The organism is Dyadobacter frigoris, from assembly GCF_005280585.1.
Taxonomy (GTDB): Bacteria; Bacteroidota; Bacteroidia; order Cytophagales; family Spirosomataceae; genus Dyadobacter; species Dyadobacter frigoris.
The window spans coordinates 83256-107129 of sequence record NZ_SZVO01000015.1; the positions used below are offsets into that span (position 1 = coordinate 83256).

A 23874-nucleotide genomic window follows, 5' to 3' on the forward strand; every position below is an offset into this window, starting at 1 on the left:
TTCCGCTAATAAATTATAATGCTGATAACAAACTAAATAACTCCAATCCGGCAAAAACAGCTTCACTGGAACATTAATTGAATGGTACGTTTTGAATTAACTTAAACGTACCTAGATGAAAAATTGTATTATTCTACTATTAACCCTGACTTTGGGATTATCACAGGCATTTGCTCAGGAAAATGTTTCTATCGGGCCGATTGCGGGTGTTTCACTTGCCAATCTTCACGGAGATGTCATTAACACGGATACAAAAGCTGGTCTTACCATTGGCGCATTTTATAATTATAGTTCAAAAACAGGATTTGGTTTCAGCGGACAATTGCTTTACACGCAGCTTGGAGCCCAAACTCTGAATAAAACTGCTGAGTTAAATTTGAATTATATTCAGGCCCCATTGCTTTTTACTTTCTTTTTTGGTCGTTACGGAGATCGTCTTCGCCCAAAATTATTTGTTGGACCAAGTTTAAATTTCCTGGTTAGCGCGAAAGATAAAAACGGGAATAATATCAACGGAGATTCTAACAGCCGTGTTTACAATGTTTTCGACCTTGGCATTACTGGTGGTGCAGGTTTGAATTATGAATTGACACGGAAAGTATGGCTTAATTTTGATGTACGTTACGGAGTGGGACTTTTGGACGTAACAAAAGATCCAAACACGAGCGTTCAAAACAGAAACTTCGGAATTAACCTAGGCCTAAGCTTTCCTTTGGGGACCTACGACAAAAAATCAGGTCGTTTGAGAACACGATAAAATTTTACACTTCATCGATAAACAAAAAAAGCATCCTGAAAACGGATGCTTTTTTTATGTTGTATCTATCTATCTATCTATCTATCTATCTATCTATCTTATTCCTGAACTTTGTAAAAATACTTGAAGCAATATGTCCGCCAAAACCAAGTGTATTGTTCATGGCATAATGAACCGTTTTGCTTTTCGCTTTACCCAAAGTAAGATCAAGTCTTCCCTCAAATTCCGGTTCCAGTTTTTGTGTATTAATCGTCGGTGGAATTAAATCATTTTCAACGGCTTTAATACAGGCAATCGCTTCAATGGCACCCGCAGCACCCAGTAAATGGCCCGTCATGGACTTTGTAGCGCTTATACTAAGATTTGTATCCAAGCCAAATACAGTTTTAATCGAATGCAATTCACTGATATCTCCTACGGACGATGCCGTTCCGTGCACATTCAGATAATCAATTTCCGATGCAGAAATCCCTGCTTCTTCCAGGGAAAGAAACATCGCTGATGAGGTTCCTGCTCCGGTCGGATGCGTGCTTGTCAGGTGATAAGCATCAGCGGTCATTCCTCCACCAACAATTTCTGCAATGATGTTAGCTCCACGACTTACCGCATGTTCGTAACTTTCAAGAATTAAGGCACCGGCACCCTCTCCCATTACAAAGCCATCACGGTCAGGATCAAAAGGTTTGCAAGCTGTTCTGGCATTTTCATTGTTCGTAGATAATGCTTTTGTAGCGTTAAAACCTCCGATGGAAACTTCATAAATTGAAGCCTCGGAGCCGCCGGTAATGATCATATCCGCTTTTCCCCACTGAATAAAATTAAAAGCTTCAATAATAGCCGTATTGGCACTCGCGCAGGCAGAAACCGATGTAAAATTGACACCCCGCAAACCATATTTAATCGAAATAACACCGGAGGCAATGTCAACGATCATTTTGGGATAAAAATAAGGATTGAAGCGCGGGATACCGTTTCCGGTTGCGTATTCTGAAACCGCATCCTGAAAAGTCGAAGTTCCGCCGTTTGCGCTACCCCAGATCACACCAATGCGGTTTCTATTAAGTTTTTCAAAATTAACATCTGCATTTTTCAAAGCTTCGGCTACCGAAACTAATGCATATTGCGTGAAAGGATCGTATTTTCTTGCGTCATTTCTATCAAAAAAATCCTGCGGGTTGAACCCTTTAATTTCGCAGGCGAATTTTGTTTTGAAATTTGTGGTATCAAATTTTGTTATTTCTGCTGCACCGCTTACGCCATTAACCAATGCATTCCAGAAGTCATTTATATTATTTCCCAGCGGTGTCAAAGCGCCAAGTCCGGTAATTACAACCCGGTTTAATTGTCCGACAAGTTTCATTATACTAAAATTAAAAACATTTCATGATGGAGGTTCCACAAAGCTAAAACTACCATAATTAAAGAATACAAGCTTTTACGAGGGTTAATTGTTCCAACAAAATAGTTAAAATATTTGTTGGAATATTTTCCGAGACATTAAATGTCTTATCAAACACTCATTTCTTTGATCCGCAAATCATTACAAATCTAATTTAAATAATATGAATGAAACACAAACAATGGGGCTTTATTTGACAAGATTAATAATTGATAACAGTGGGTACGGTTTTAGAAAATAAACTGTCAGTGCTTAAAAAAGTGGAAAATATATCTCCGGGCAAATCAACATTGAAAAGAAATTGGGAAATAGCAAAAAGGAAATATTTTGGACCATTTGCGAATACCTCCCGGAACACACGGAACAACTTCGTCATATCTATCTTGAATCGCGTAAACTCGCTTTTCCATGGATAGATGTAAATAGTTTAAAACTTGAAGATTTTGACTCCGCAATTCAGGAAGAAGAGGTTTTGGTCGCCGTGAAAGATAATGTGCCAATAGGCTTTATCGCCTGGTGGCTACCTGATAATTTTATACATTCCTTGTTTATAGATCCCGATTTTGTCGAAAAAGGAATAGGAAAATCTCTTTTAGATGCTTGTCTGGCCAGAACGGGCCGACCGGCAACTTTGAAATGTTTACAGGAAAATAAAAATGCCCTAAAGTTTTACGCTTCTCAGGGCTGGGAAATTATTTCTGATGGGGAATCACCTGATGGAGATTTTTATTTGCTTGGGATTGGCCAGAAATCCTGATATTCGCTCATGGTACATTGATGCCTTTTAAATACATACCGCTGTAACTAGAGTTATTGCCAGTAAAATCGGGCATTGCATCCACAACGTGATTTAAATCAAGGCCTGTAAATTTCTCACGAATTATTTCTTTATCCTCCTGATATCTATTTGAAACAATAAAATATGCTTCTGTTGGTACTTTAAGCCCACCACCGTTTGTTACTCTTTTGAATACACCAAAATAATCGCCAACGTAATTGACATCACCTCCAAACACGGTAAAAGGAATCGCAAAATTCCCCCTGGATGAATAACCACTTTCTACCGTACCGTCATTAAAAATTTTCCCAAAGCCATAAATTTTATATTCTCCTTTTGGCAAAACCTTAGCACCATAATATATTTTCATTTCACTGTTTTTTAAATTCGGAACCTCAGTTGTCCTAATAAGCAACTTTTCCTTTTTCCGACTTTCTATATGAAAAATGTCAATATAATAATTCCCGTTAGACTGCTTGGGTAATGAAATAGAAAACAAAACCATACCATTTATGGAATCTGACTTGTTCATGGATAATGAAGAAGGTAACTGATACGTACCAGAGCAAGCACTTAGGCAAAAAATACACAAACAGGAAAAATAAAACAGCATAGATCTCAAAAACATATTTTGATGATAATTGGTCATTATTTAATATTAAACAAATGATATTCAATCTTTCTTTTTCTTCGGTTTACATTCTTTACAGAAATCTGCCAAAGCATCTATTTCAGCCAGGATTTTTTCATGCTGCTCTTTTAATCTGATATCCGCCAGGCCAGCGTTTGTATCAAGGCTAAGTTGGGAATTTCTGGCAGCCAGTTCAACATGAATCTGCTCGTAAAGCTTTTGATAAAAATTCGGATCCGAAAATGCATTTTTCTTTTCAAACATAAGCTGTCTAAACTTTCTTGCATACAGCTCAGACAGATCGAATTCTGCACGGGCAAATTTCAAGAGTTTATCACGCGAAATGGTGTCAGCTGCAATAATATAGGAAGCATTTCTGGTGAAAGTAGTGTTGACTTTGGAATTAAAATTCTTTGTAAACATAAACTGGTAACCGTTCATTTGATAACCAAAACCAACGGTGCACGCTGCATAAACAGAAATGTTACCACCACTTTCATGTCTGGAAGCCTGAAAATCACTATCTTGTAATTCATATTTCGGATTCCAGTCTATAACATTTTGACTTATTGCAAAGGAAATTGGAAGAAGATAAGCGAAAACAAATAATAATAGTCTCATCTAAATTGAGGGTGAGTTGTAACCAGGAATAACAAGCTTCAAAGATATCTAACCCCTATCATAAATTCGAATCAGTATCTTATTTTATTCATATAACTTTTATTAAATAACCCGGTCATGAAATACTTTTTCCTTTACCTCATGTCTGCGTTTTTTATTTTTGCAGGTATCACGCACTTTACAAAGCCAAAAATGTTTGTTGGTATTATCCCAAAATTCCTTCCCTATCCCCTCGAAATTGTACACATAAGCGGAGTTTGTGAAATTTTATTTGCGATTTTATTAGCCATTCCGGTAACCAGACACATCGGAGCCTGGCTGCTGATTTTATTATTAATTGCCGTTTTCCCTGCCAATGTCCAGATGGCAATTACTTTTTACAAAGAACAAAATCCATATCTCTGGATCGCTATTCTTCGTTTACCCTTGCAATTTGTTTTAATCTGGTGGGCCTGGCTTTATACAAAAATGTGAAATCAGGAATTAATTCAGAACGCTAAATTCTTATTTAACAGGGATTAAATTATCAAATCCGGATAAAAATCGTCATATCCGCCAGATTAGAATTACCTTTGCGGATTATTTAGGATTGTGTTATGACTTTTGAAGAATTAAATCTTACCAGGCCGCTACTGAACGCATTAGAGGATCTTGGTTATACAACACCGACAACCATTCAGGAAAAAGTTTTTTCTGTGATGATGTCAGGGAAAGATGTGTGTGGAATTGCCCAAACGGGAACAGGAAAGACCTTCGCTTATTTATTACCGACGCTTCGTCAAATACAGTTTTCCAAGGATCGTTTACCTCAGCTTCTTATCATAGTACCAACCCGTGAACTTGTAGTTCAGGTGGTTGAAGAAGTGAAAAAACTGGCTGCTTACATGACCTTGACCGCGGTTGGCGTTTATGGTGGTGGAAATATTAAAGTGCAGATGGCCGAGTTGAAAAATGGAGCGGATGTTGTAGTAGCAACGCCGGGACGTTTGGTTGATCTGGCTATGAACGGTTCTTTGAAAACGAAAAATATCAAGAAACTGGTTATTGATGAAGTGGATGAAATGCTGAATCTCGGCTTTCGCACACAGCTCAAAAATATCCTGGATCTTTTACCTCAGAAAAGACAAAATCTCTTGTTTTCGGCAACTTTAATTCCGGAAGTGGAAGTCTTGATGCAGACTTATTTCAATAATCCTGTCCGCATTGAAGCCGCTCCGGTTGGAACGCCTTTGGAAAATATTGAGCAAATTGCTTACGATATTCCTAATTTTTATACCAAAGTAAATTTACTGGAATTGCTTTTAAGTGAAAATGAGGATATGTCCAAAGTACTCGTTTTTGCCGCTACCAAACATTTGGCTGATCAGTTATTCGCACAATTGGAAAGAAAATTCCCTGAGAAAATAGGTGTAATACATTCTAACAAAGAGCAAAATCACCGTTTTAATAGTGTAAAACAATTTCATGAGGGGAATTACCGGCTATTGATCGCAACCGATATTATTGCCCGCGGACTGGACGTAGCCGAAGTTTCTCATGTTTTCAATTTTGATGTTCCCGAAGTACCTGAAAATTATATCCACCGCATCGGGAGAACAGGACGGGCAGATAAAAAAGGAATTGCCATTACATTTGTAACGGAGAAGGAAAAGGAATTTCAGGAAAGTATTGAAGCACTGATGAATTACCAAATTCCTATGCTTTCACTGCCGGAAAATCTGAAAATATCAGATATTCTTACTGAAAATGAAAAGCCTCATATTTACATGAAAACTGTTGATATCAAACTTCCTAAAAAAGGAACCGTTGGCGCAGCTTTTCATGAGAAAATTGATAAAAACAAAAAAGTGAATGTCCGCAGAGATCATGCGGCAGAAAAAATGCAAAAATACGGACGGCCAATTAAAAGAGCTGCGAAGAAATAAACAGGAAAGGTGGCAGAGAAATCAGGCCACCTTTTCTGTTTTAATTTATGTCAAAATTTATCTCCATTTTCCCCAGGCCGTAGACCTGAAACCAATATAACCCGCCAGAGACGAAGGCAATAAATCTCCCTTATCGAAAGCAAGCTTGGTTACCAGCCTCGTATTTCCCCATTTAAAAATGGGTGCATCCACCATTAATAAATACGAAAATTGTTTTGCCGTAGGATTGAATGGTCTGTTATTTGTCCCAAAATTTGAACTGTAAGATAATTTGGTTCGCCATTGAATAGATCGCGCTGCGGTTCCTTCCAGTCCCACATGATAAACGACAACCCGGTTGTCAGGAAAAAATTCACCCCAGTATTTTGATTTAATCTCGCTGTTGGGCTGAATAAAAGGCGTCCCCATTCCTTTTCCAAAATACGACCAGCCTTCCTTATATTGTGCGTGGTCAAAATAATTGTCATTGCCTTTAAAATGCGAATTTGTCAAATCAAACCCTGCTCCGGACTGGTCCTTACTGAAAAGATATTCAAGCAAAACGCCTCTCACTTCTATGAAAGATTTTGAGCTGGCGGCTCTTTTCCAGCTCAAACCATATAAACCGTCTGGAATATTCTGCAGCTGCAATCCGGATCCGTCTTCAAAAGGATGATTATGATAGAGAAGTAATTTTGAAGTTTTTAGCTGATATTCAAAAGCAAGATCGTATTGCCCTACATGATTCCCCACCCTGTTTTCACCGTCAAAATTTGTAAAACGTTTATTTTGATAAGCCTTCGGAATTTTACCGATAACTACCCCCCATAAAAAGTCACCAAAATTGTCGGTAAGATGTCCGTCAACGGCAAGCGGACTTCCTATTAAATAATCGGCATGGCCACCCCAGGTGACGCTATGAACCACCCCGACTTGCATATTAAATTTGCCGCCAGGTTTTCCAAACTTCCCATGCAGGGTTTTCTGATGAAGATACGCTCCCTGAATATAAGGTACGTTAAACCAGCCGTGCGAGAAAAATCCTTTTAAGGAAACGTAATTTCTAAGAAACTTCAAAGGCACGTAATCTGGAAAACCCAGCTGAATTTTCGGAACAGGCATTGCATTTCCAGACCACGTGAAAGAACCTGTACTTAATGTAGTATCAACAATTCCCAAAATCTGTTTTCTCCGTCCGCCCCAGAATTCCAGCTTTTTCCACCTTACTTTAATATACGCTTCGGGTAACAAAACTTTTTCATTGCCACGTCCAAGGTTGAAAACCGTTTCGACACCAGCTCCCCACTGAATTCTGGCATGTTTAGATTTTCTGATGGTATCGGCATAGATCTGAGATTCATAGGTCAGTCCTACACGCCCTGTTAGTGATGGCATTGTCAATGGAACTGTACCAAACTGGTTGGAACGCAGCCAAAATGGTGCTATCGAACTTGTTCCAATATAACTTCCTAATTCAGCTGACGGACTCCAATGCTGATTTTGCGCTTCTGCATTAAAATATGCATTTGTCAATAAAAAGGATAGCAAAAACTTAGTGAGGCCACCGGTAAAACGTAAAGCTTTCATAGCGTCAAATACACGCTGACTTACTCTTTTTTGAGCGTACATGCACGCCATATCGGATGGAGGTAAAGATGTAATGATATATTCTATGCCGGATTTTGTTTAAAGTTTTATACATACGAAAAAAATATAAAACCGGATGTTATACCGAGGGCAAATTAGTCAAAAGTAACAGATAAAATTCTGTCAATATTATTATGATTAATTTAATAACACGGGTGCTGCCGTAATATAAAAGTCTCATTTTCACAGCACAAAAAAATAAAAACATCTGCTTTCACAATATTTTTTTATCCCAAAAAAATAACTTTTTAAAATTTTTCAATCTCCCTTTCTAACTATTATCCAATGAAAAGGGTCATTTTTCTAACTAAATAATGCAGGAATACAATATATCATTTTGTTAATCCTTCCGTTTCCAAATATTTTTTCTTTCCCTTTAATCTATTTTGAACAGGTCGTCGTAAGTCTGTTAAATTCAACCTTTTTCAACAAACGAGAGTTTTAGAAACTTACAAGACTATGAAAAAAACCTTATTAGAAAATTCAGTTTCCGAAGATAAGCAAATGCTTTCGATGGTAAACAGACGCTACTTTCTAAGATCAGCCGGTGTTGCAGCAGCAACCGGAGCTTTTATTTTAGGTGCATGTACTGACCATGATATTCAAGGTGACCAAACTGTTGATTTAGGATCAGGTGATGTTGGTATCCTTAACTATGCATATGCATTGGAACAATTGGAAGCAGCATTCTACACACAAGTAATGATGACTCCTTATGCAGGAATGAGCGCTGAGGAAAAAATGATCCTTACAGATATTCGTGACCACGAAATTGTTCACAGACAATTTTTCAAAGCTGCTTTGGGCGGAGCGGCGATTAAAGGTTTAACACCTAATTTTTCTTCTATCAATTTCAGCGACCGCGCCAGCGTTTTAGGTGCTGCCAAATTATTCGAAGATACCGGCGTTCAGGCTTATAACGGAGCTGGTAAATTGATAGTGAGTGCTGATTATTTACTTCTCGCAGGTAAAATCGTTTCTGTTGAAGCACGCCATGCTTCTGCTATTCGTGATTTGTTGATGCCAAATACAGGTTCTTTTGCTGGTGATGATGTACTTGTCTCAATCATGGGATTTGGTGGATTTGACGGTGCTGTACCTCCGAGCGTAATCCTTCCGGCAGTTCAGCCTTTTGTAATGGACAAAATCAGTGGTGCCAATTTGCCATCTTAAACATCAACATTCTAATATCACGAAGACATGAATATTTTTAATATAATAGACAGTTTCCAAAAATTTGATGGCGACGCAGTTGGCCGTCTTGAACATGCGTCACGTCGTATGTTTATGAACCGTATCGGTAGCAAATTAGCAGCTGCTGCTATTCCTGTTGCCTTTGGTACTATTGTGAACAAAGCTTTTGGTGCAACACCAACGGCTACTGATGTTCTCAATTATGCACTTACGCTGGAATATCTTGAAAATGAATTCTATATGATAGGTAACGGAACTTCCGGACTTATCAAAACAGAATATGCTCCTGTATTCACCCAAATTGGAAAACATGAAAAGGCACACGTTGATTTTCTTGTCGCAGCACTAGCCGCATCCGCTGTGAAAAAGCCAACATTTGATTTCCCGGCTGTGTTTCCAACCGTTTTTACAGATTTCGCAACATTTGTTACTGTTTCCAAAGCTTTGGAAGATACTGGAGTGCGCGCTTATAAAGGTCAGGCCGGTAATCTTATCACGTCAAAACCTTTGTTGGAGTATGCACTTCAAATACATTCAGTTGAAGCGCGTCACGCTTCGATTGCAAGAAGAATATTAGGGAAGATTTCCGGCGATGCAACAATCAAAGGATGGATTTCAAATGACACTGGTTTTCCTGCTGCGGTTTACGCAGGTGAAGGAAACGTTGTTCAGGGTACGCTGAATCTTCCTGGTGTTGCAGGTTTGGAAGCTATTTCTTTCACCAATATCACTGAGGCATTTGATGAGCCTTTGACTATGGACGAAGTTCTTAAAATTGCTGGTCCTTTCATCAAAGCGATGTAATCACCAGTATAAAAATATTGTGGAGGGTAAGGTAATGCATAGAACGGGCCGCAAAAGCGGCCCGTTCTTTTTGATTATAGTTCTAAAAAATAACCCCGAATCCCTTGCGGTCATCGGGGTCTTATAACTCCATAGTGAATAATATTCTGTATTAGTGCGTTTCGCTTTGCTTTTCAAGATTGAAAAGATCATTCAAAACGTCAATCAGCGTTTCCGCTTCCCCGCGTTTGCAGGCTGCTTTTAATTGTAAAACAGGCAGTTTAAGAATTTTCTGCATCATGCTTGTCGTGATACGTTCCACTTTTTCAAGTTCAGAATCGCTCAGATTTTTGGTAAAACGAGTCAATTCTTCTTTACGTATTTGTTCCAATGCACCTTTCAATTTCTGAATAGTCGGCGAAACGATCATTTCTTTTGACCAGTCATTAAATTCAAGTACCGCCTCACCGATGATATCTCTCACCTGCGGAACAGATTCAAGCCGACGCGTTAGTGCTTCATCCGCTCTCGAACGAATAGAATCAATGGAATAAAGCATTACGCCTGGAATTTCTTCCACTTCCGGAGATACGCTGCGAGGAACAGAAAGATCGATGAAATATTTGAAAGACATACCACGCAGGCGAACCATCATTTCTTTTGTAAAAAACGGCTCATCACGCGCAATGGACGAAACAATTATATCAGCTTGTGCAATTTCATGTTCAATATTTTCAAAATCAGCAACTTTAAAACCTAATTCCTGGGCGAGCGACTCAGCTTTGCTCGCAGTACGGTTCACCAAAGTCACATCCGCACCTGTTTTTTGTGCCAGATTACGGCAAACGTCCGTCCCTATTTCTCCTAAACCAACAACCAGAATCTTAGGATTTGGCATTAAACCGTCCAGCAATTCAACAGCTGCGTACGAAACAGAAGCTGCTCCGTCACGGAAAAATGTTTCCTGCGCAACACGTTTGTTGGCAAAAAAGATAGTATGTAAAAGTCTGTGTAAAAACGGACCGGCCATGTTTAAATCGGCAGTCCACTGGTAAGCGTGCTTGATCTGATTCGGGATTTGCATATCCCCAACCACTTGTGAATGAAGGCCGGTGGCAACTTCAAACAAATGCTGCACCGCTGTTTCGCCCTCTGCAAAACGATCAAAATAATCCAGAAAAGGCTGTACATCAGAAATTCCTTTCTCAATTAAAAGAAGCTTGATAATCTCCTCATTCAGATCTTCGGCGGAAGAATAATATATTTCTGTACGATTGCAGGTAGAAACGACAAGAACATCGGAAACTTCAAAGAAATCCTTCAAACGAAGCATTATTCCCTTCGCTCCTTCCTCCGAAAGCGCAAGTTGCTCTCTGATGGAAAGTGGGGCATTCCGATGTGATAAACTTATTGATTTGAAATGATTATACATCACTAGGTCTAATTCGATTTACAAAAATACAGCACAAAATTTACAATAGGAACGGTAAGCAAAGCGCACATGTTTATTTAGAAAACATATAAATAAAACTTTGGTTTGTATTGTAAATTTCTGCTATAATCAGAGGCAAATAAATGACTTCCATCATTTTTATTCCTGACCTGACAACAAAGGAAATTGACAGGAAAATCCACTAAGCACAATTATTTTACGTTATTTGTAAGCCTTATTATCTCAACAGGTAAATTTGTTAAGTGTCTGAATATAAATGATCGCAGAAACACCTGAAAACAAACCCCGTTTCCGATTACACCCGGTTGCGCTCTTAAACAGTGACCGGCTGCGTCGTTCTCTGGTTGAAACTTATGAGAAAAAAGGCAACTTAAAATACGCTATTGGGGTTATTTTACTCTTTTTGAGTATTGCTTCACTGGTTTATACCAATGATCTTGTTGACAAACTTGAAGAGCGGGAAGAGCGGGAAGTACGGTTATTTGGAGAAGGTCTGCGGTATATTATTAACAGCCCCGATGATGAAAATTTTAATGTGCTGATGGGTTTTATTCAGGATGCACTTAACTTTTATCAGATCCCGGCTATTTATGTTGACGAAAATAATTTCCCAAGTGTCTTTAAAAATATTCCTTTTTCCAAAAATGCTTCTCTAAGGGAAAAAGAGCGAATTGTTGAAGCCCATTTGGCAAAAATGAAAAAAGAGCACCCGCCCGTTCCCGTCCAAATCGGAGAAGGTAAGGTTGGCTACATTTATTACAGTAATTCATTTTTATTGACGCAGCTCAGGTATTATCCTTTTATTCAGCTTTCGGTTATGCTTCTGATTGGTTATCTGGCCTATCTCGCATTCAGTGCTGCCAGGAAAGCTGAGCAAAACCGCGTTTGGGTTGGTTTGGCAAAAGAAACCGCACATCAATTAGGGACGCCATTATCGTCACTAATGGCCTGGGTGGAATATTTCCGTAGTGATCCCAACATTGACTCTTCCATCGCCGACGAAATTGAAAAAGATGTGGTGCGTCTGGAAATGATCACGACCCGTTTTTCAAATATCGGTTCGGTTCCTACTTTAAAACAAGAACCCGTATCCGTCATCGTGACAAGTTTTATCACTTATCTGCAAAAACGGGTTTCTTCAAAGGTTCATTTCCATATCCATGATCAGCTGGCGGAAGGGCAAACTGCGCTTTTGAATAAAAATCTCTTTGAATGGGTCGTTGAAAATATTTGTAAAAATGCAGTGGATGCTATGGCCGGGATAGGTGAAATTCATGTTACGCTGCAAGCTCCGCCGTCTAGCAAAGAAATCCTTATTGATATTACGGATAACGGAAAAGGAATGACAAAGGCAAACGCCAATAAAATTTTCAATCCCGGTTTCAGCACAAAAAAACGTGGCTGGGGATTAGGACTTACACTGGCCAAACGTATCATTGAAGATTACCATGGCGGCAAATTATTCGTAAAAAGCTCCGAAGTTGGCAAAGGAACAACTTTTCGTATTATGATTCCTGCCAAGATCATGGAAGAAATTGTAGTGGTAAATCAGGACACTGATAGCTGAAATCTTTTAAAAGCTAAATCCGATTGAGATATAAGGCAGCGATCCTTCTTTGGAAAAACCCATTACGAACTGGATCAATAGCAACTCAGCCGGCACTACATACAATCCGCCTCCATAACCATCATGCCATTTTTTTGAGGATTGGTCCGGCTCCCAAACTCTGCCAACATCGTTAAAACCAATAATTCCGAGTGTTCCCGGAACAATGTAAGATGTAAAATGAAGAATATCCAGTCTTAGATCAAGATTGTGGTACATCATTGTTTTACCCGTAAAACGATTGGTGTGATATCCACGAAGACTGCGTACACCGCCCAATTGCATTTTCTGGAAGAAAGCAGGATCTCCCACAGTTGTCCCGCCGCCCAGACGGTTTGCCATGACAAAATTAGAATTTTTACTACTTAAATAATATCTGACTTCAGTAGCCAGTTTCCCGTAGGATTGAGAAAAACCATTCAGCTTTTCCTTTGCTGAAAAAGTAGTATTCCAGTAAAGTCCCTTGGAAGGCATTGAAATATTATCGCGGGTGTCGTACGTCCATCCGGCTAGCAAACCAGCATAAACACGATCCTGAAAAACCTCGTATTGCGGATTTGCTTCATCAAAATCAAACAGAAAACGAGTTAGATTATTGTTTTGTTTACTGGTATAATATTCCGTCGATACTCCGCCAAACACAGTCAGATCCTTTGTTAATTTTCTTTTCAGCTTAAAATCCACTGTCAGATAATCGTATCGGTTCCGATAGTAAGGCATCTTACGGTTTCCTTTGTTGGGAAATTTCGTGTTATTTCCGATCCCGAAAAAGTTGCTTAAATTATTCGGCCCCAATAAATGTGCATCGATTTCCAGATCATTCAGCCCAAAAACTTTTTTGAAATCACCAACATAATCCAGGATAAAAGATTTCCTTCCCGTTGAATAATTCGCCCAAAATTCATTTTTGAATGCGTAAGGCTCTTTTCGGAATCCCTGTTTCTCAAAAATTAACCCGGCACCAATTTGAATTCCCTGGTCGATATTGTAGTTAACACGAAAAAGAGGGCCAAGCCTGTCGAAAAGAAAACTTCTTTTATTGTATTGATTTACGGCCGTATCGGTTGATAACCTCAACCTGGCAAGAGACGGCGGAGGTAATTTATTTTCCTGATCAGACCGGTCATAAACATAAAGTTTGTGTTTATTTTTCAGATTTTCATCAACTTCAAATTTGTCAATATCATCACCGCCGACCATTCGAACTTTGATTGGAGATTTTGTGGTACCATTAACAGAAAAGACATCTTCTCCACCAAAACCATAAAGCCTGATTTCTTTGGTAACAGTATGATCAAATTTCCGGTGATAAATCTTTCTGCCGTTTGTTCCGTCCTTTTTGATATTGAAAATTGTCAGATCAATATCTTCCTTTTTGGTATGACGAATATCAAAATATTCCTTTTTATCTGAAGCTGGTATTTCTACAAAACCGGCTAAAAATTGATAATATTCAAGCGCATAAACCGGCAGATTTTTTACGCGGCCTTTTAAAGATTTCGTAAGCTCGGCTGTACTCGGATCAGCATAAACGCTATCCGGCAAAAACTTCATCGTGCTGTCAATGAGCTCCGAAGTCAGCCTGTCCTGAATGTATTTTATTTCTTCCTTCCAGTCATCTTCATCCAGCTGATTCAAAAAATAACGATCCAGATATCGCGCGTTGAAGTTATATCCTTTTACGTCCCGGATATTTTCACTATAAGGCTGAAGATTGGATTTTAGCCATTGATGAGACAAAAACCAGGGCAAAAGTCCGGAGGTTTTATAAAAGACTTTATCCCGGTCTCTTGGAATAGGTCTGTAAATGGTTTCACCTTTGGATTTTTCAGGTAGCCAACGCCAGTTATCTTCATGTCTGTCCCAGTCGCCGATAACCATATCCAGCAGTCGGGCACGAAGCGTTAGTTTTTCGTCAAAGTTTGTATCATTATTATTCTGGACCTTGCTTTGTGCTTTTTCGGTCGCATCCGTTTTTTCGGTTTCAAAAGGATTTCTTTCCTCAAATAAATAGGCTGCATTGGCAAATTCCTTCTGGTATTCTCCCAAACCCGGATCGTTTCCAACATACACAATTTCAGGATTGGAATGTAACAAACCGAGTGCTTCGGCCAGAGAAGGTGCAACCAAAGCCCCAAAAGGATGGCCGGTAGAGACCTGATCCTGAACGATATCTTTTGCGATGGTAGGTTTGAGATTTTCGGCAAGTCCGCGTTCCGGATATTTTTGTATCGTTCTCAAAACCCATTCTTTACCAGAAGCATCTTTCAATCGCAGCGAACGTGTCTGCATTCCTCCACCCAGTTTCACAATTGACAGACCGCCGCGTTCTTTTGAAAAATCAAGTATCCGCATAGGAACTGGCATGGCCCAGAGCTTTCGATAATTTTCCCCTAGAAAAAAACGATGGGATTTACCTACCTGATTATATTCCGGCGCAATAGCGATTTTTATGCTGTCGCCAGATGGAGATTTTTGAGCATAGGAAATATTGACAATTGAAACTGTCAGAAAAAGCGAGAATAAAGAATTGTATATTTTGGTAAAATTTCCCAGCATAAACATTGCGACCGATAAAGATCTTAAATATACGGGAGTTTATCGTTTTACGGGTTTTTGGGGGTGGAAAAATGTTGCTTGGGGACGTAGCACGCTGTAATTTGTTATTTCCTACTTTCGTCAAGACATCAGAATTTGTAAGCACTTCTCAATCGGCTCCAAATGGATAAATATTTGTTTATAAAAATCGTCTCGGAATCGACACTTTCCTTCAAGCTTAATATCTGTTTTTTTGTTTCCGATTTGTATTGAGCCAATCTCAGATCGGATGAATTAACAGAATCCAACAAGATATTTGAAGCGTCTATTTTCATTTTGATATCACCCAGATTAGACCTTATCATATTATCTGTCCAAACGGGTTTCTTAAATCGATTATTTCTCGAGTAAATATATTTGTTGTAATAATTAATTGCCATTCTTAGAGAATCTCGTGCACTTTGAATTGTAGCCAGGTCATAATTTATCATTAGATTTTTAGCATATTTTTCAATAAGATTATTTGTTAGACCCATTTCTTTTACCCTTTGTAAACTGGTCCAACACTCTTCTCGTTTTGTATATTTTAACCGTGCAAAAATTGAATCCTGAAAATTGAAATTTACTGTACCCTTTATAGTGAAATCATTATCCCTAATTTGGTAATGAGATAAAGGAGGATTTATAAACTGCCAAATTGGATCAAAGGGAATGTGCGTATGTAAAAAACTTTCCGGACTTACTTTATACCACTTCTCATCATACCTCTTCTTAAAAATGAAATTTCTCACATACCCCGCAGACCAAGTTGGATCATACAGGAACCATTTATCTTTAACTTTTACAGCGTTCCAGGCATGTGCATACTTATTATTTATAATATCCTCTTGCATTACGTAACCATCGATAACATAGCTTTGATAACCTAGTCTTGTAAGCAATGCATTAAACAATTCCGCATAATGATAACAAACCCCCTTTCTCCTTGAAATAACTTCACGAATTATACTTTTGGTGGGAGAATTGTATAACATTATATTAGTTTCATCTACCAATAACAAACTCTGCGAATCATATTCTATTTCCGTAGCGACCCAATCAAAAATAGCTCGAACAGAGTCTCGTCTAAAATCAATTATGTTGATAATGGAATCAATTTCAGAAGTTTGTGAAAAAGACTTTACAAACAGTAACAGAAATATGATTGTCAATTTTATCTGCTTCGATAAATTAATGCTGCGATTCATTTAAATTTCAGGGGTCAATCTTTCAATTAAATTTCTGCTCCTACCCAGGAGCTTTATCCTCACAGACCACGGATTAGATAAAATCAACCACGATCAGATAAATGTTTGTCTGATCTACCATAGTACAGATAGATTAGTGTGCCAAAAATGGGAAAGAAAAGAATAACCAAAAGCCAAATCAATTTTTCTCCCAATATCATGTCCTTGTTTGACATCAAATCACTAATTGACCAAATGACCAATAACAAGACGGCAACCCAGCAAGAAATTAAAAATATCTCTTGATTTCCAAATGCGAGGATTCTTGTGAAAAGCATATGCTTACGATGTTTATTTTAAATAAGTAATGCACGCCGGCAATTTAGCACTAAAAACGTATCACATCAGATTTTGGAATTTCTTTTGCCTCAGACTTTTCCTCTACAATATTTAAAACTGATTGTATAACTCTTAAATATTTTTCAGCCTGTAATTTCTCAATAAAACCGTAATCACAATCCGACACATTGATATTACGAGAGTAGCTCCCATTCACAATTCTCATCAGATAAAGTGCTTGATGCATCCCCTGACAATTTGGTTTAGTGTCATAGTCCTCTTCTAATTTTAAAATACCATTAGATAGGATAGAATTGTATATTTTCAGCTTTTCTTTATCAGTCAAAGAAAACTTAACCATATAAGGTTTCCCATCGACATCTCTGTTAAGTGTTCCAGCCATCAACTGTACCTGACCAAAATCTTCCTCCCAAATTGTAACTTCAAAATCCGTCGGGATTTGAGTTTTCTCTCCATCACTACAATTCAGAAAACTTAGGGTAAGAATTGTAAGAAAAAAGAGGGTTTTCAAAGAACTCTGTAATGTAATTGACAACTAAGTAAATTTTGAAATTTATAAATGTAAGAACCACTGCATTCACCTCACTGATAATAAGGTAAATACAAACTATCCGTAACAACCTGATTACTCACATGCAAAGCCCGATCACGAATTCTTACCTTAAATTTAAATAAAACCTGTTTCGTATTGTTTGTATGATAAGCCGTAGTATGCAGATCAAGTTTTCCTTTTATTGGCCCAACTTTTCCGTCAATTTTTAACAATGGGAAAAATTTAATTGAATCGGTTGTCATAATTCGGTCAACCCATTTGTTATTTTCCAACCTCGATGTAATCAGTTCATAATTTCCCCAGTTTCCATAAGGCGGGCGAAAATTAACATAGTCATTTATTTCACTTTCGGTCGCGCCAAGATTACCATCACCATCTTCGAAGTCTATCGAAATCGTAACGTTTTCCCGAATCTTTTTTCCATTCGAATCCAGTTCCGTTTCAGAACCGATACTGTTGTACGAAATGCTGGGAATAGTATTGAAATTCGGAGTAGGATCGCAGCCTGAAAGTACCAAAGTGAAGATACAAAATGATAAAATTTTGATTTTCATATAACGCAGTTTTCTACTTGATAAAATGCTCAAACCAAAGTTTGTTATAATAATTAAACCAAAAGTTACAAAAAAAATAGGCTGATATCAAAGCAGATATCAGCCTATTTTCAATTAAAATTTCTCAGTATTATCTAAATCCCGGAACTGTAATACTGTCCGTAGGTTCCTGATTGCTAACATGTAAAGCTCGATCACGAATTCTGACCTTGTACTTAATTGTTATCGGTACTGAACTATTGAAGTATTTCGCAGAAGTGTGCAAATCCAGTTTACCTTTTATAGGCCCTGATTTTCCGTCTGGCTTCAGATCAGGAAACCATTTGTATTTATCAACAACTAGAATTTGATCTACCCATTTCCCGTCTGTCAATGTGGAAGTAACAAGTTCGTAGTTTCCCCAATCCCTATATTTTACAGAATCGGCAATTTCAGCATCCGAAGCGCCCAAATCTCCATCCCCATCTTCAAAATTAATGGATATCGTAATATTTTCCTGCACCTTTTTACCGCTACTATCTAATTGCGTTTCAGTATCAATACTGTTATAAAAAATTTTCGGTGTATCGTCAAAATTAGGAATATCAACACAGCTTGCCAGCGCAATAGCCGCTATAAAAAAAAGTAAGATTTTAAATTTCATAGATCAGGTTTATAATTTCAGTTGATATAAGTCAGCGTTAGCGAAAAATCGCCTCGTTTTAATAATTCTCTTTATTTTCAAAAACAAGCCGCTAACTTCTGGCTTGTAACTTCTAACTTTGTTATTCTATTTACGAAAGTACTACGATTGAAACTTCAAAGCAATAAATCTTCATTGGAAATACGTCAGGAACTTCGCCGGCAAATAATTGATTTGGATCAAGCTGATTTCGAATCACTTGCACTTCGTGTATTTCAATATCAGGCTGAAAATAATCCGGTTTACAAAGAATATATTTCACATCTGCACATCAAAACGGATGAAGTTAGCAGACTTACGGAAATTCCATTCCTTCCAATTCAATTCTTTAAACATCATTTAATTAAAACCGGAAATCCGCCGGAACCGACTGTTATTTTTGAAAGTAGCGGAACCACCGGCGCTGCCACCAGCCGTCATGCTTTGTATGATGCTCCTCTCTACAAATCTGTCTCTACGCGCATCTTTCAGCAAAATTACGGGCACCTGGACGACTTCCATATGCTAGTTCTGCTACCATCATACCTTGAACGAAACAACTCGTCTCTGGTGTATATGATGCAGCATTTTATTGATCAGGCCGACTCTCCGCTATCTAATTTTTATCTTCATAATACCGGAGAAATGATTGAACAGCTGAAAAATCTTGCTGAAAATCCGGATGGCCGAGGTATTTTATTGATGGGCGTAACCTTTGCCCTTCTGGATCTGGCCGAGAGTGCTATTGATTTTTCTTTCCTTAAAAATATTCCAAATCTGAGGGTAATGGATACCGGCGGAATGAAAGGTCGTCGGCAGGAATTGCTTCGGGAGGAAGTTCATGATATCCTGACGGGCAATTTTGGTGTTTCAAAAATTCATTCCGAATATGGGATGACAGAATTGCTTTCTCAGAGTTATTCCCAAGGCGATGGATTGTTTCATCCTGGTACAACGATGCGTATTTTGCTTCGTGATGTTAACGATCCTTTCTCTATTTATGACCATAATTTGGCCGGCTCCAAAACCGGTGGAATCAATATTATCGATTTAGCTAATCTGGATAGCTGCTCATTTATTGAAACCCAGGATCTGGGAAGATTCGGCGTCGAACCTGGCGCTTTTTATGTCATGGGCCGTTTTGATAATTCTGATATCCGCGGATGCAATTTACTGGTTTTATAAATCGTTAATTGGTCTGAAAAATTCAAGTTCACAAGAACCTTCTTCCCTAAAAAAAATCAAGCAGCTATTTTTTTTGACAACTTACATATTCTACTATAAGTCAATTAGTTAAATTCAATTCTTCTTATATAGAATTGTTCTAACCAGACAATAATAGAGAATATTTCATAAATTAGCCGGGTTGTTTTTAATTGCATTAATCGAATGTATAATTACACTTTGGATTGTTAACCTTATTAAGTATATAAAATGAAAAGACGTGACGCAATTGCCCGTGTGGCACTATTGATGGGTGGTACGCTTTCCGCCCCGACCATGCTGGCTTTTCTGGAGGGCTGCAAATCTTCGACAGAAACGTCGACTGCGCTGACTTTTCCATTCTCGGCAGATCAAAAAAATTTAGTTTCCGAAGTTGCTGAAATCATTATTCCTAAAACTGATACGCCTGGTGCGAAGGATGCCAAAGTGGGTGACTTCATTGAGAAGATGATCAAAGAATGTTACGCAGGAAAAGATCAGGATAGTTTTGCCAAAGGTTTGAAAGAACTTGAAAAGAAAGATTTCCTGAAAGCTTCTCCGGCAGATCAGACAAAGATTTTGAAAGAACTGGAAGCTTCTGCTAAAACAGATTCTGAAAAAGCGACTGAAGAACGCAAGAAATTCACAGAAGCAGGTAAAGAATATACTGATGATCAGGGTGTTCCTTTCTTCAAACTGATCAAAGAACTTACGCTTTTGGGATATTTCACCTCTGAACCTGGCGCTACGCTGGCTTTGGATTATGTTCCGGTACCGGGCCGTTATGACGGTTGTATCGACTTGAAACCTGGTCAGAAAGCCTGGGCAATGTAGTTTTTAATTTAAGGGCTTGAAATCATTGAAGCTCAAAAGAAACTGGTTATCATTAAGTTATAATATCATTTCACTATGAATTTAAACCTGAAAGGTCAAAAGGAAGTAACGTACGATGCAATCGTCGTTGGTTCTGGTATAAGCGGAGGATGGGCTGCTAAAGAGTTAACTGAAAAAGGACTGAAAGTGGTTATGCTCGAACGCGGGCGTGATATCAAACATATTACTGATTACAAAACTGCCACACTGGCTCCCTGGGAACTTGAACACCGCGGACGTGTAACAACGGTTGCGAAGGAAGAGTATTGGGCTGGTATGCGTACAGGTTATACAGCAAACGAAGAGCACAGATATCTTTTTGAAAACGATAAAGAAAACATGTACGAAGAAACCAGGGGATTTGACTGGATTCGTGCGTATCACGTTGGTGGCCGCTCACTTTTGTGGGGCCGCCAGAGCTATCGTTTGAATCCAAAAGATTTTGAAGCGAACGCAAAAGACGGTATTTCAATCGACTGGCCGATCCGTTATAACGACATCGCTCCCTGGTATGATTACGTTGAGAAATTCGCAGGTATCAGTGGTGCAAAAGATGGTTTGGATGTATTGCCAGATGGCAATTATCTTCCTCCGATGCAGATGAACTGTGTTGAAAAAACAGTAAAAGGAGAAATCGAAAAGAAATTTGCAGGCCGTCACGTGATCATGGGACGTGCTGCACATTTAACGCAGCCTAATGCAATTCACACAGAATTAGGACGTGCTGCGTGTCAGTTCCGTAATATGTGTATGCGTGGCTGTCCATACGGTGCTTATTTCAGTACGCAGGCTGCAACGCTTCCTGCTGCTACCAAAACCGGAAACCTTACTTTGATTCCTGATACGATTGTAACGGAAGTGATTTATGACGATAAGCTGGGTAAAGCAACCGGCGTTCGTACGATCAACCAGAACACGATGGAAACCAAGGAATATTTTGCCAAAATCATTTTCCTTAACGCTTCTGCTATCGCTTCTGCATCGATCCTTTTGAACTCAAAATCAAAAAGATTCCCGAACGGTTTTGGTAATGAAAGCGATCAGGTTGGACGTAACATTATGGATCACCATCTTGCTGTTGGTGCCCGTGGTGATATGGAAGGATATGAAGATAAATATTATTTCGGACGTCGTGCGAATGGTGTTTATGTTCCCCGCTACCGTAACTGGGGTGATGACAAACGTGATTACCTGCGTGGATTTGGTTATCAGGGTGGTGCAAGCCGTGACAGCTGGGGACGTGGAGCCGGCATGGATGGTTTCGGTGCCGATTTCAAAAAGGAAATTTCTCAGCCAGGCGGATGGAGCATGAATCTTGGTGGATTTGGAGAAATGCTTGCTGACGAAAAAAACCGTTTCACGCTTTCGAGTACGAAGAAAGATAAATGGGGACTTCCTCTCGTAGTTTTCGATGCAGCTTACGGCGACAATGAAAAGAAAATGCGTGTTGATATGATGAACGATGCTGCTGAAATGTTGGAAGCAGCCGGTTTGAAAAACGTATCAAAATATAACGACGAGTCGAAACATCCTGGAATTGGTATCCACGAAATGGGTACTGCACGTATGGGTAACGATCCTAAAACGTCTGTTTTGAACAAAAACAACCAGGTCTGGGGTGCTGAAAACGTATACATGACTGACGGTGCGTTTATGACGTCGTCATCTTGTGTTAACCCGTCACTTACCTACATGGCCATGACAGCACGTGCTGCCGACCATGCGGTGAATGAGCTTAAAAAGATGAATCTCTAAAAAACAGCTTTTTTATTGAAATGATTGCAAAAACCTCACCGGGTAAATTCGGTGGGGTTTTTGCTTTTGTTAACAATAGCCTTTTTTGATAAAAAACTTGTAGTACATTGTAAGTTCGTCATAAAAAGATGAACACGTTTGTAAATCCTAACCCACTTTACATTGAAAGACTTTTCCTTACCAGCCATTCCTCAACGAGTTTCTTCTGTTGATGCGTACCGGGGCTTTGTAATGCTGCTCATGATGGGCGAAGTTTTAAGCTTCAACAAAGTTTCGGAAGCCTTACCCGGCAGCGCATTTTGGGCTTTTCTTCACTATCAGCAAAGCCATGTTTCCTGGGTAGGATGTTCTTTACACGATTTAATTCAACCTTCTTTTTCATTCCTGGTAGGCGTTGCACTTCCCTACTCTATGGCTAGCAGAGCCAGTAAACAGCAAAGCACAGGCATGATGTGGTTTCATACATTCAGACGCTCGCTGATCTTAATTTTGCTTGGTATTTTTCTACGATCTATGCACAGGGAACAAACCAATTTTACTTTTGAAGATACACTGACTCAAATCGGTCTTGGTTATCCTATTCTTTTTGCTTTGGGTTTCCGTTCCGAACGAGTGCAATGGACTGCTTTGGCATTTATACTTTTGGGTTACGGAATATTTTTTGCAGTATATCCATTACCAGGTCCTTATTTTGACTGGGCTGAAACAGGCTCAACTGCCGACTGGGAACATAATCTAACTGGTTTTGCCGCGCATTGGAATAAAAATACAAATGCAGCCTGGGCATTCGACAGGTGGTTTATGAATATTTTTCCGAGAGAAAGTCTATTCCATTTTAACGGTGGCGGGTATAGTACACTTAGTTTTATACCAACGCTGGGAACAATGACTTTGGGATTAATTGCCGGAAAATGGCTAAAAAACGCCGAGTCTTCATCCTGGCTTGTAAAACGTTTTGTGATAACAGCCGCTATCCTTTTTGTGATTGGTATTACTTTAAATCTGACAGGAATTAATCCAATAGTAAAACGTATCTGGACGCCGGCCTGGACATTATTCAGTGGCGGGTGGTGTTTTCTTCTTTTAGCAGGATTTTATTTTATTGTTGATATAAAAGAAAACAAATCCTTGTTTTTGCCACTGATCGTAATCGGAATAAATTCCATCGCTGCCTATATTTTTGCTCATACCATCAATGATTTTATTGACCAGTCCTTCCGGATCAATATCAGTCAGCATTACGATTTGATATTTGGAGAGGCTTACCGCACGCTTGTCAGTGGTAGTATTATTTTGCTGGTGGAGTTCTGGATTTTGTACTGGATGTATAAGAAGAAATTGTTTATCAAGATTTAATTTTACTCAACACAATTTTTAT

The 23874-nt window shown here is 38.8% G+C and carries 22 protein-coding genes; 11 read left to right on the top strand and 11 right to left on the bottom strand.

The window, feature by feature from the left end; genetic code table 11:
* Positions 1-115: 115 nt before the first annotated feature.
* On the top strand, positions 116-757 hold the full coding sequence (locus tag FDK13_RS26655) for a porin family protein (RefSeq protein WP_137343071.1): 642 nt from the start codon (positions 116-118) through the stop codon (positions 755-757).
* An 85-nt stretch (positions 758-842) separates the two neighbouring features.
* Here the strand turns inward: FDK13_RS26655 and fabF are convergent, their stop codons facing one another.
* On the bottom strand, positions 843-2117 hold the full coding sequence (gene fabF / locus FDK13_RS26660; protein ID WP_137343072.1) for a beta-ketoacyl-ACP synthase II: 1275 nt from the start codon (positions 2115-2117) through the stop codon (positions 843-845).
* A 340-nt stretch (positions 2118-2457) separates the two neighbouring features.
* Here fabF and FDK13_RS26665 point away from each other — a divergent pair, with 340 nt between their 5' ends.
* Positions 2458-2913 (top strand): GNAT family N-acetyltransferase, encoded by a 456-nt coding sequence (locus FDK13_RS26665; protein ID WP_220417433.1) that lies wholly within the window; start codon positions 2458-2460, stop codon positions 2911-2913.
* A gap of 7 nt (positions 2914-2920) precedes the next feature.
* On the opposite strand, the gene FDK13_RS26670 is transcribed toward FDK13_RS26665, so the two are convergent.
* Together FDK13_RS26670 and FDK13_RS26675 are read right to left on the bottom strand one after the other, a co-directional pair.
* Positions 2921-3466 (bottom strand): hypothetical protein, encoded by a 546-nt coding sequence (locus tag FDK13_RS26670; RefSeq protein WP_137343073.1) that lies wholly within the window; start codon positions 3464-3466, stop codon positions 2921-2923.
* 141 nt (positions 3467-3607) lie between these two features.
* On the bottom strand, positions 3608-4186 hold the full coding sequence (locus FDK13_RS26675) for a hypothetical protein (protein ID WP_137343074.1): 579 nt from the start codon (positions 4184-4186) through the stop codon (positions 3608-3610).
* 117 nt (positions 4187-4303) lie between these two features.
* On the opposite strand from FDK13_RS26675, the gene FDK13_RS26680 reads away from it, so the two are divergent.
* Positions 4304-4660, top strand: a complete 357-nt coding sequence (locus tag FDK13_RS26680) for a DoxX family protein (RefSeq protein WP_137343075.1) — start codon at positions 4304-4306, stop codon at positions 4658-4660.
* 122 nt (positions 4661-4782) lie between these two features.
* On the top strand, positions 4783-6111 hold the full coding sequence (locus FDK13_RS26685; RefSeq protein ID WP_137343076.1) for a DEAD/DEAH box helicase: 1329 nt from the start codon (positions 4783-4785) through the stop codon (positions 6109-6111).
* Between the two features lie 57 nt (positions 6112-6168).
* Here FDK13_RS26685 and FDK13_RS26690 read toward each other — a convergent pair whose 3' ends face one another.
* Positions 6169-7728 (bottom strand): capsule assembly Wzi family protein, encoded by a 1560-nt coding sequence (locus tag FDK13_RS26690; protein WP_137343077.1) that lies wholly within the window; start codon positions 7726-7728, stop codon positions 6169-6171.
* Between the two features lie 468 nt (positions 7729-8196).
* Between FDK13_RS26690 and FDK13_RS26695 the strand changes: the two genes are divergently transcribed.
* Positions 8197-8910, top strand: a complete 714-nt coding sequence (locus FDK13_RS26695; protein ID WP_137343078.1) for a ferritin-like domain-containing protein — start codon at positions 8197-8199, stop codon at positions 8908-8910.
* Between the two features lie 27 nt (positions 8911-8937).
* On the top strand, positions 8938-9735 hold the full coding sequence (locus FDK13_RS26700; RefSeq protein ID WP_137343079.1) for a ferritin-like domain-containing protein: 798 nt from the start codon (positions 8938-8940) through the stop codon (positions 9733-9735).
* Positions 9736-9886: 151 nt separating this feature from the next.
* Here FDK13_RS26700 and hemA read toward each other — a convergent pair whose 3' ends face one another.
* Complete coding sequence (hemA, locus tag FDK13_RS26705; protein WP_137343080.1) at positions 9887-11146, bottom strand: glutamyl-tRNA reductase; 1260 nt, start codon at positions 11144-11146, stop codon at positions 9887-9889.
* A gap of 277 nt (positions 11147-11423) precedes the next feature.
* Here hemA and FDK13_RS26710 point away from each other — a divergent pair, with 277 nt between their 5' ends.
* The gene (locus tag FDK13_RS26710; RefSeq protein WP_137343081.1) at positions 11424-12734 is read left to right on the top strand and encodes a sensor histidine kinase; all 1311 of its coding nucleotides are present in this window, start codon (positions 11424-11426) and stop codon (positions 12732-12734) included.
* Positions 12735-12740: 6 nt separating this feature from the next.
* Here FDK13_RS26710 and FDK13_RS26715 read toward each other — a convergent pair whose 3' ends face one another.
* The 6 genes from FDK13_RS26715 to FDK13_RS26740 form a co-directional block, all read right to left on the bottom strand.
* A complete protein-coding gene (locus tag FDK13_RS26715) occupies positions 12741-15332 on the bottom strand; it encodes a BamA/TamA family outer membrane protein (RefSeq protein ID WP_137343082.1) in 2592 nt (863 codons plus the stop codon).
* 128 nt (positions 15333-15460) lie between these two features.
* Positions 15461-16558, bottom strand: coding sequence for a transglutaminase domain-containing protein (locus FDK13_RS26720; protein ID WP_137343083.1), 1098 nt, complete (start codon positions 16556-16558; stop codon positions 15461-15463).
* Positions 16559-16641: 83 nt separating this feature from the next.
* Positions 16642-16875: a PLDc N-terminal domain-containing protein gene (locus FDK13_RS36715; RefSeq protein ID WP_137343084.1), complete on the bottom strand. Its 234-nt coding sequence runs from the start codon at positions 16873-16875 to the stop codon at positions 16642-16644.
* A 50-nt stretch (positions 16876-16925) separates the two neighbouring features.
* The gene (locus tag FDK13_RS26730) at positions 16926-17408 is read right to left on the bottom strand and encodes a hypothetical protein (protein ID WP_170982925.1); all 483 of its coding nucleotides are present in this window, start codon (positions 17406-17408) and stop codon (positions 16926-16928) included.
* A 71-nt stretch (positions 17409-17479) separates the two neighbouring features.
* Entirely contained in the window at positions 17480-18004 is a 525-nt protein-coding gene (locus tag FDK13_RS26735; protein WP_137343086.1) for a hypothetical protein, read from the bottom strand.
* Positions 18005-18134: 130 nt separating this feature from the next.
* Positions 18135-18647 (bottom strand): hypothetical protein, encoded by a 513-nt coding sequence (locus FDK13_RS26740; RefSeq protein WP_137343087.1) that lies wholly within the window; start codon positions 18645-18647, stop codon positions 18135-18137.
* A 147-nt stretch (positions 18648-18794) separates the two neighbouring features.
* On the opposite strand from FDK13_RS26740, the gene FDK13_RS26745 reads away from it, so the two are divergent.
* The 4 genes from FDK13_RS26745 to FDK13_RS26760 all read left to right on the top strand — a co-directional run bounded on the left by FDK13_RS26745 (position 18795) and on the right by FDK13_RS26760 (position 23852).
* The gene (locus tag FDK13_RS26745; protein ID WP_137343088.1) at positions 18795-19850 is read left to right on the top strand and encodes an acyl transferase; all 1056 of its coding nucleotides are present in this window, start codon (positions 18795-18797) and stop codon (positions 19848-19850) included.
* A gap of 249 nt (positions 19851-20099) precedes the next feature.
* Complete coding sequence (locus FDK13_RS26750; protein WP_137343089.1) at positions 20100-20702, top strand: gluconate 2-dehydrogenase subunit 3 family protein; 603 nt, start codon at positions 20100-20102, stop codon at positions 20700-20702.
* A gap of 75 nt (positions 20703-20777) precedes the next feature.
* A complete protein-coding gene (locus FDK13_RS26755) occupies positions 20778-22496 on the top strand; it encodes an FAD-dependent oxidoreductase (protein WP_137343090.1) in 1719 nt (572 codons plus the stop codon).
* A gap of 162 nt (positions 22497-22658) precedes the next feature.
* A complete protein-coding gene (locus tag FDK13_RS26760; protein ID WP_310588120.1) occupies positions 22659-23852 on the top strand; it encodes an acyltransferase family protein in 1194 nt (397 codons plus the stop codon).
* Positions 23853-23874 lie beyond the last annotated feature (22 nt).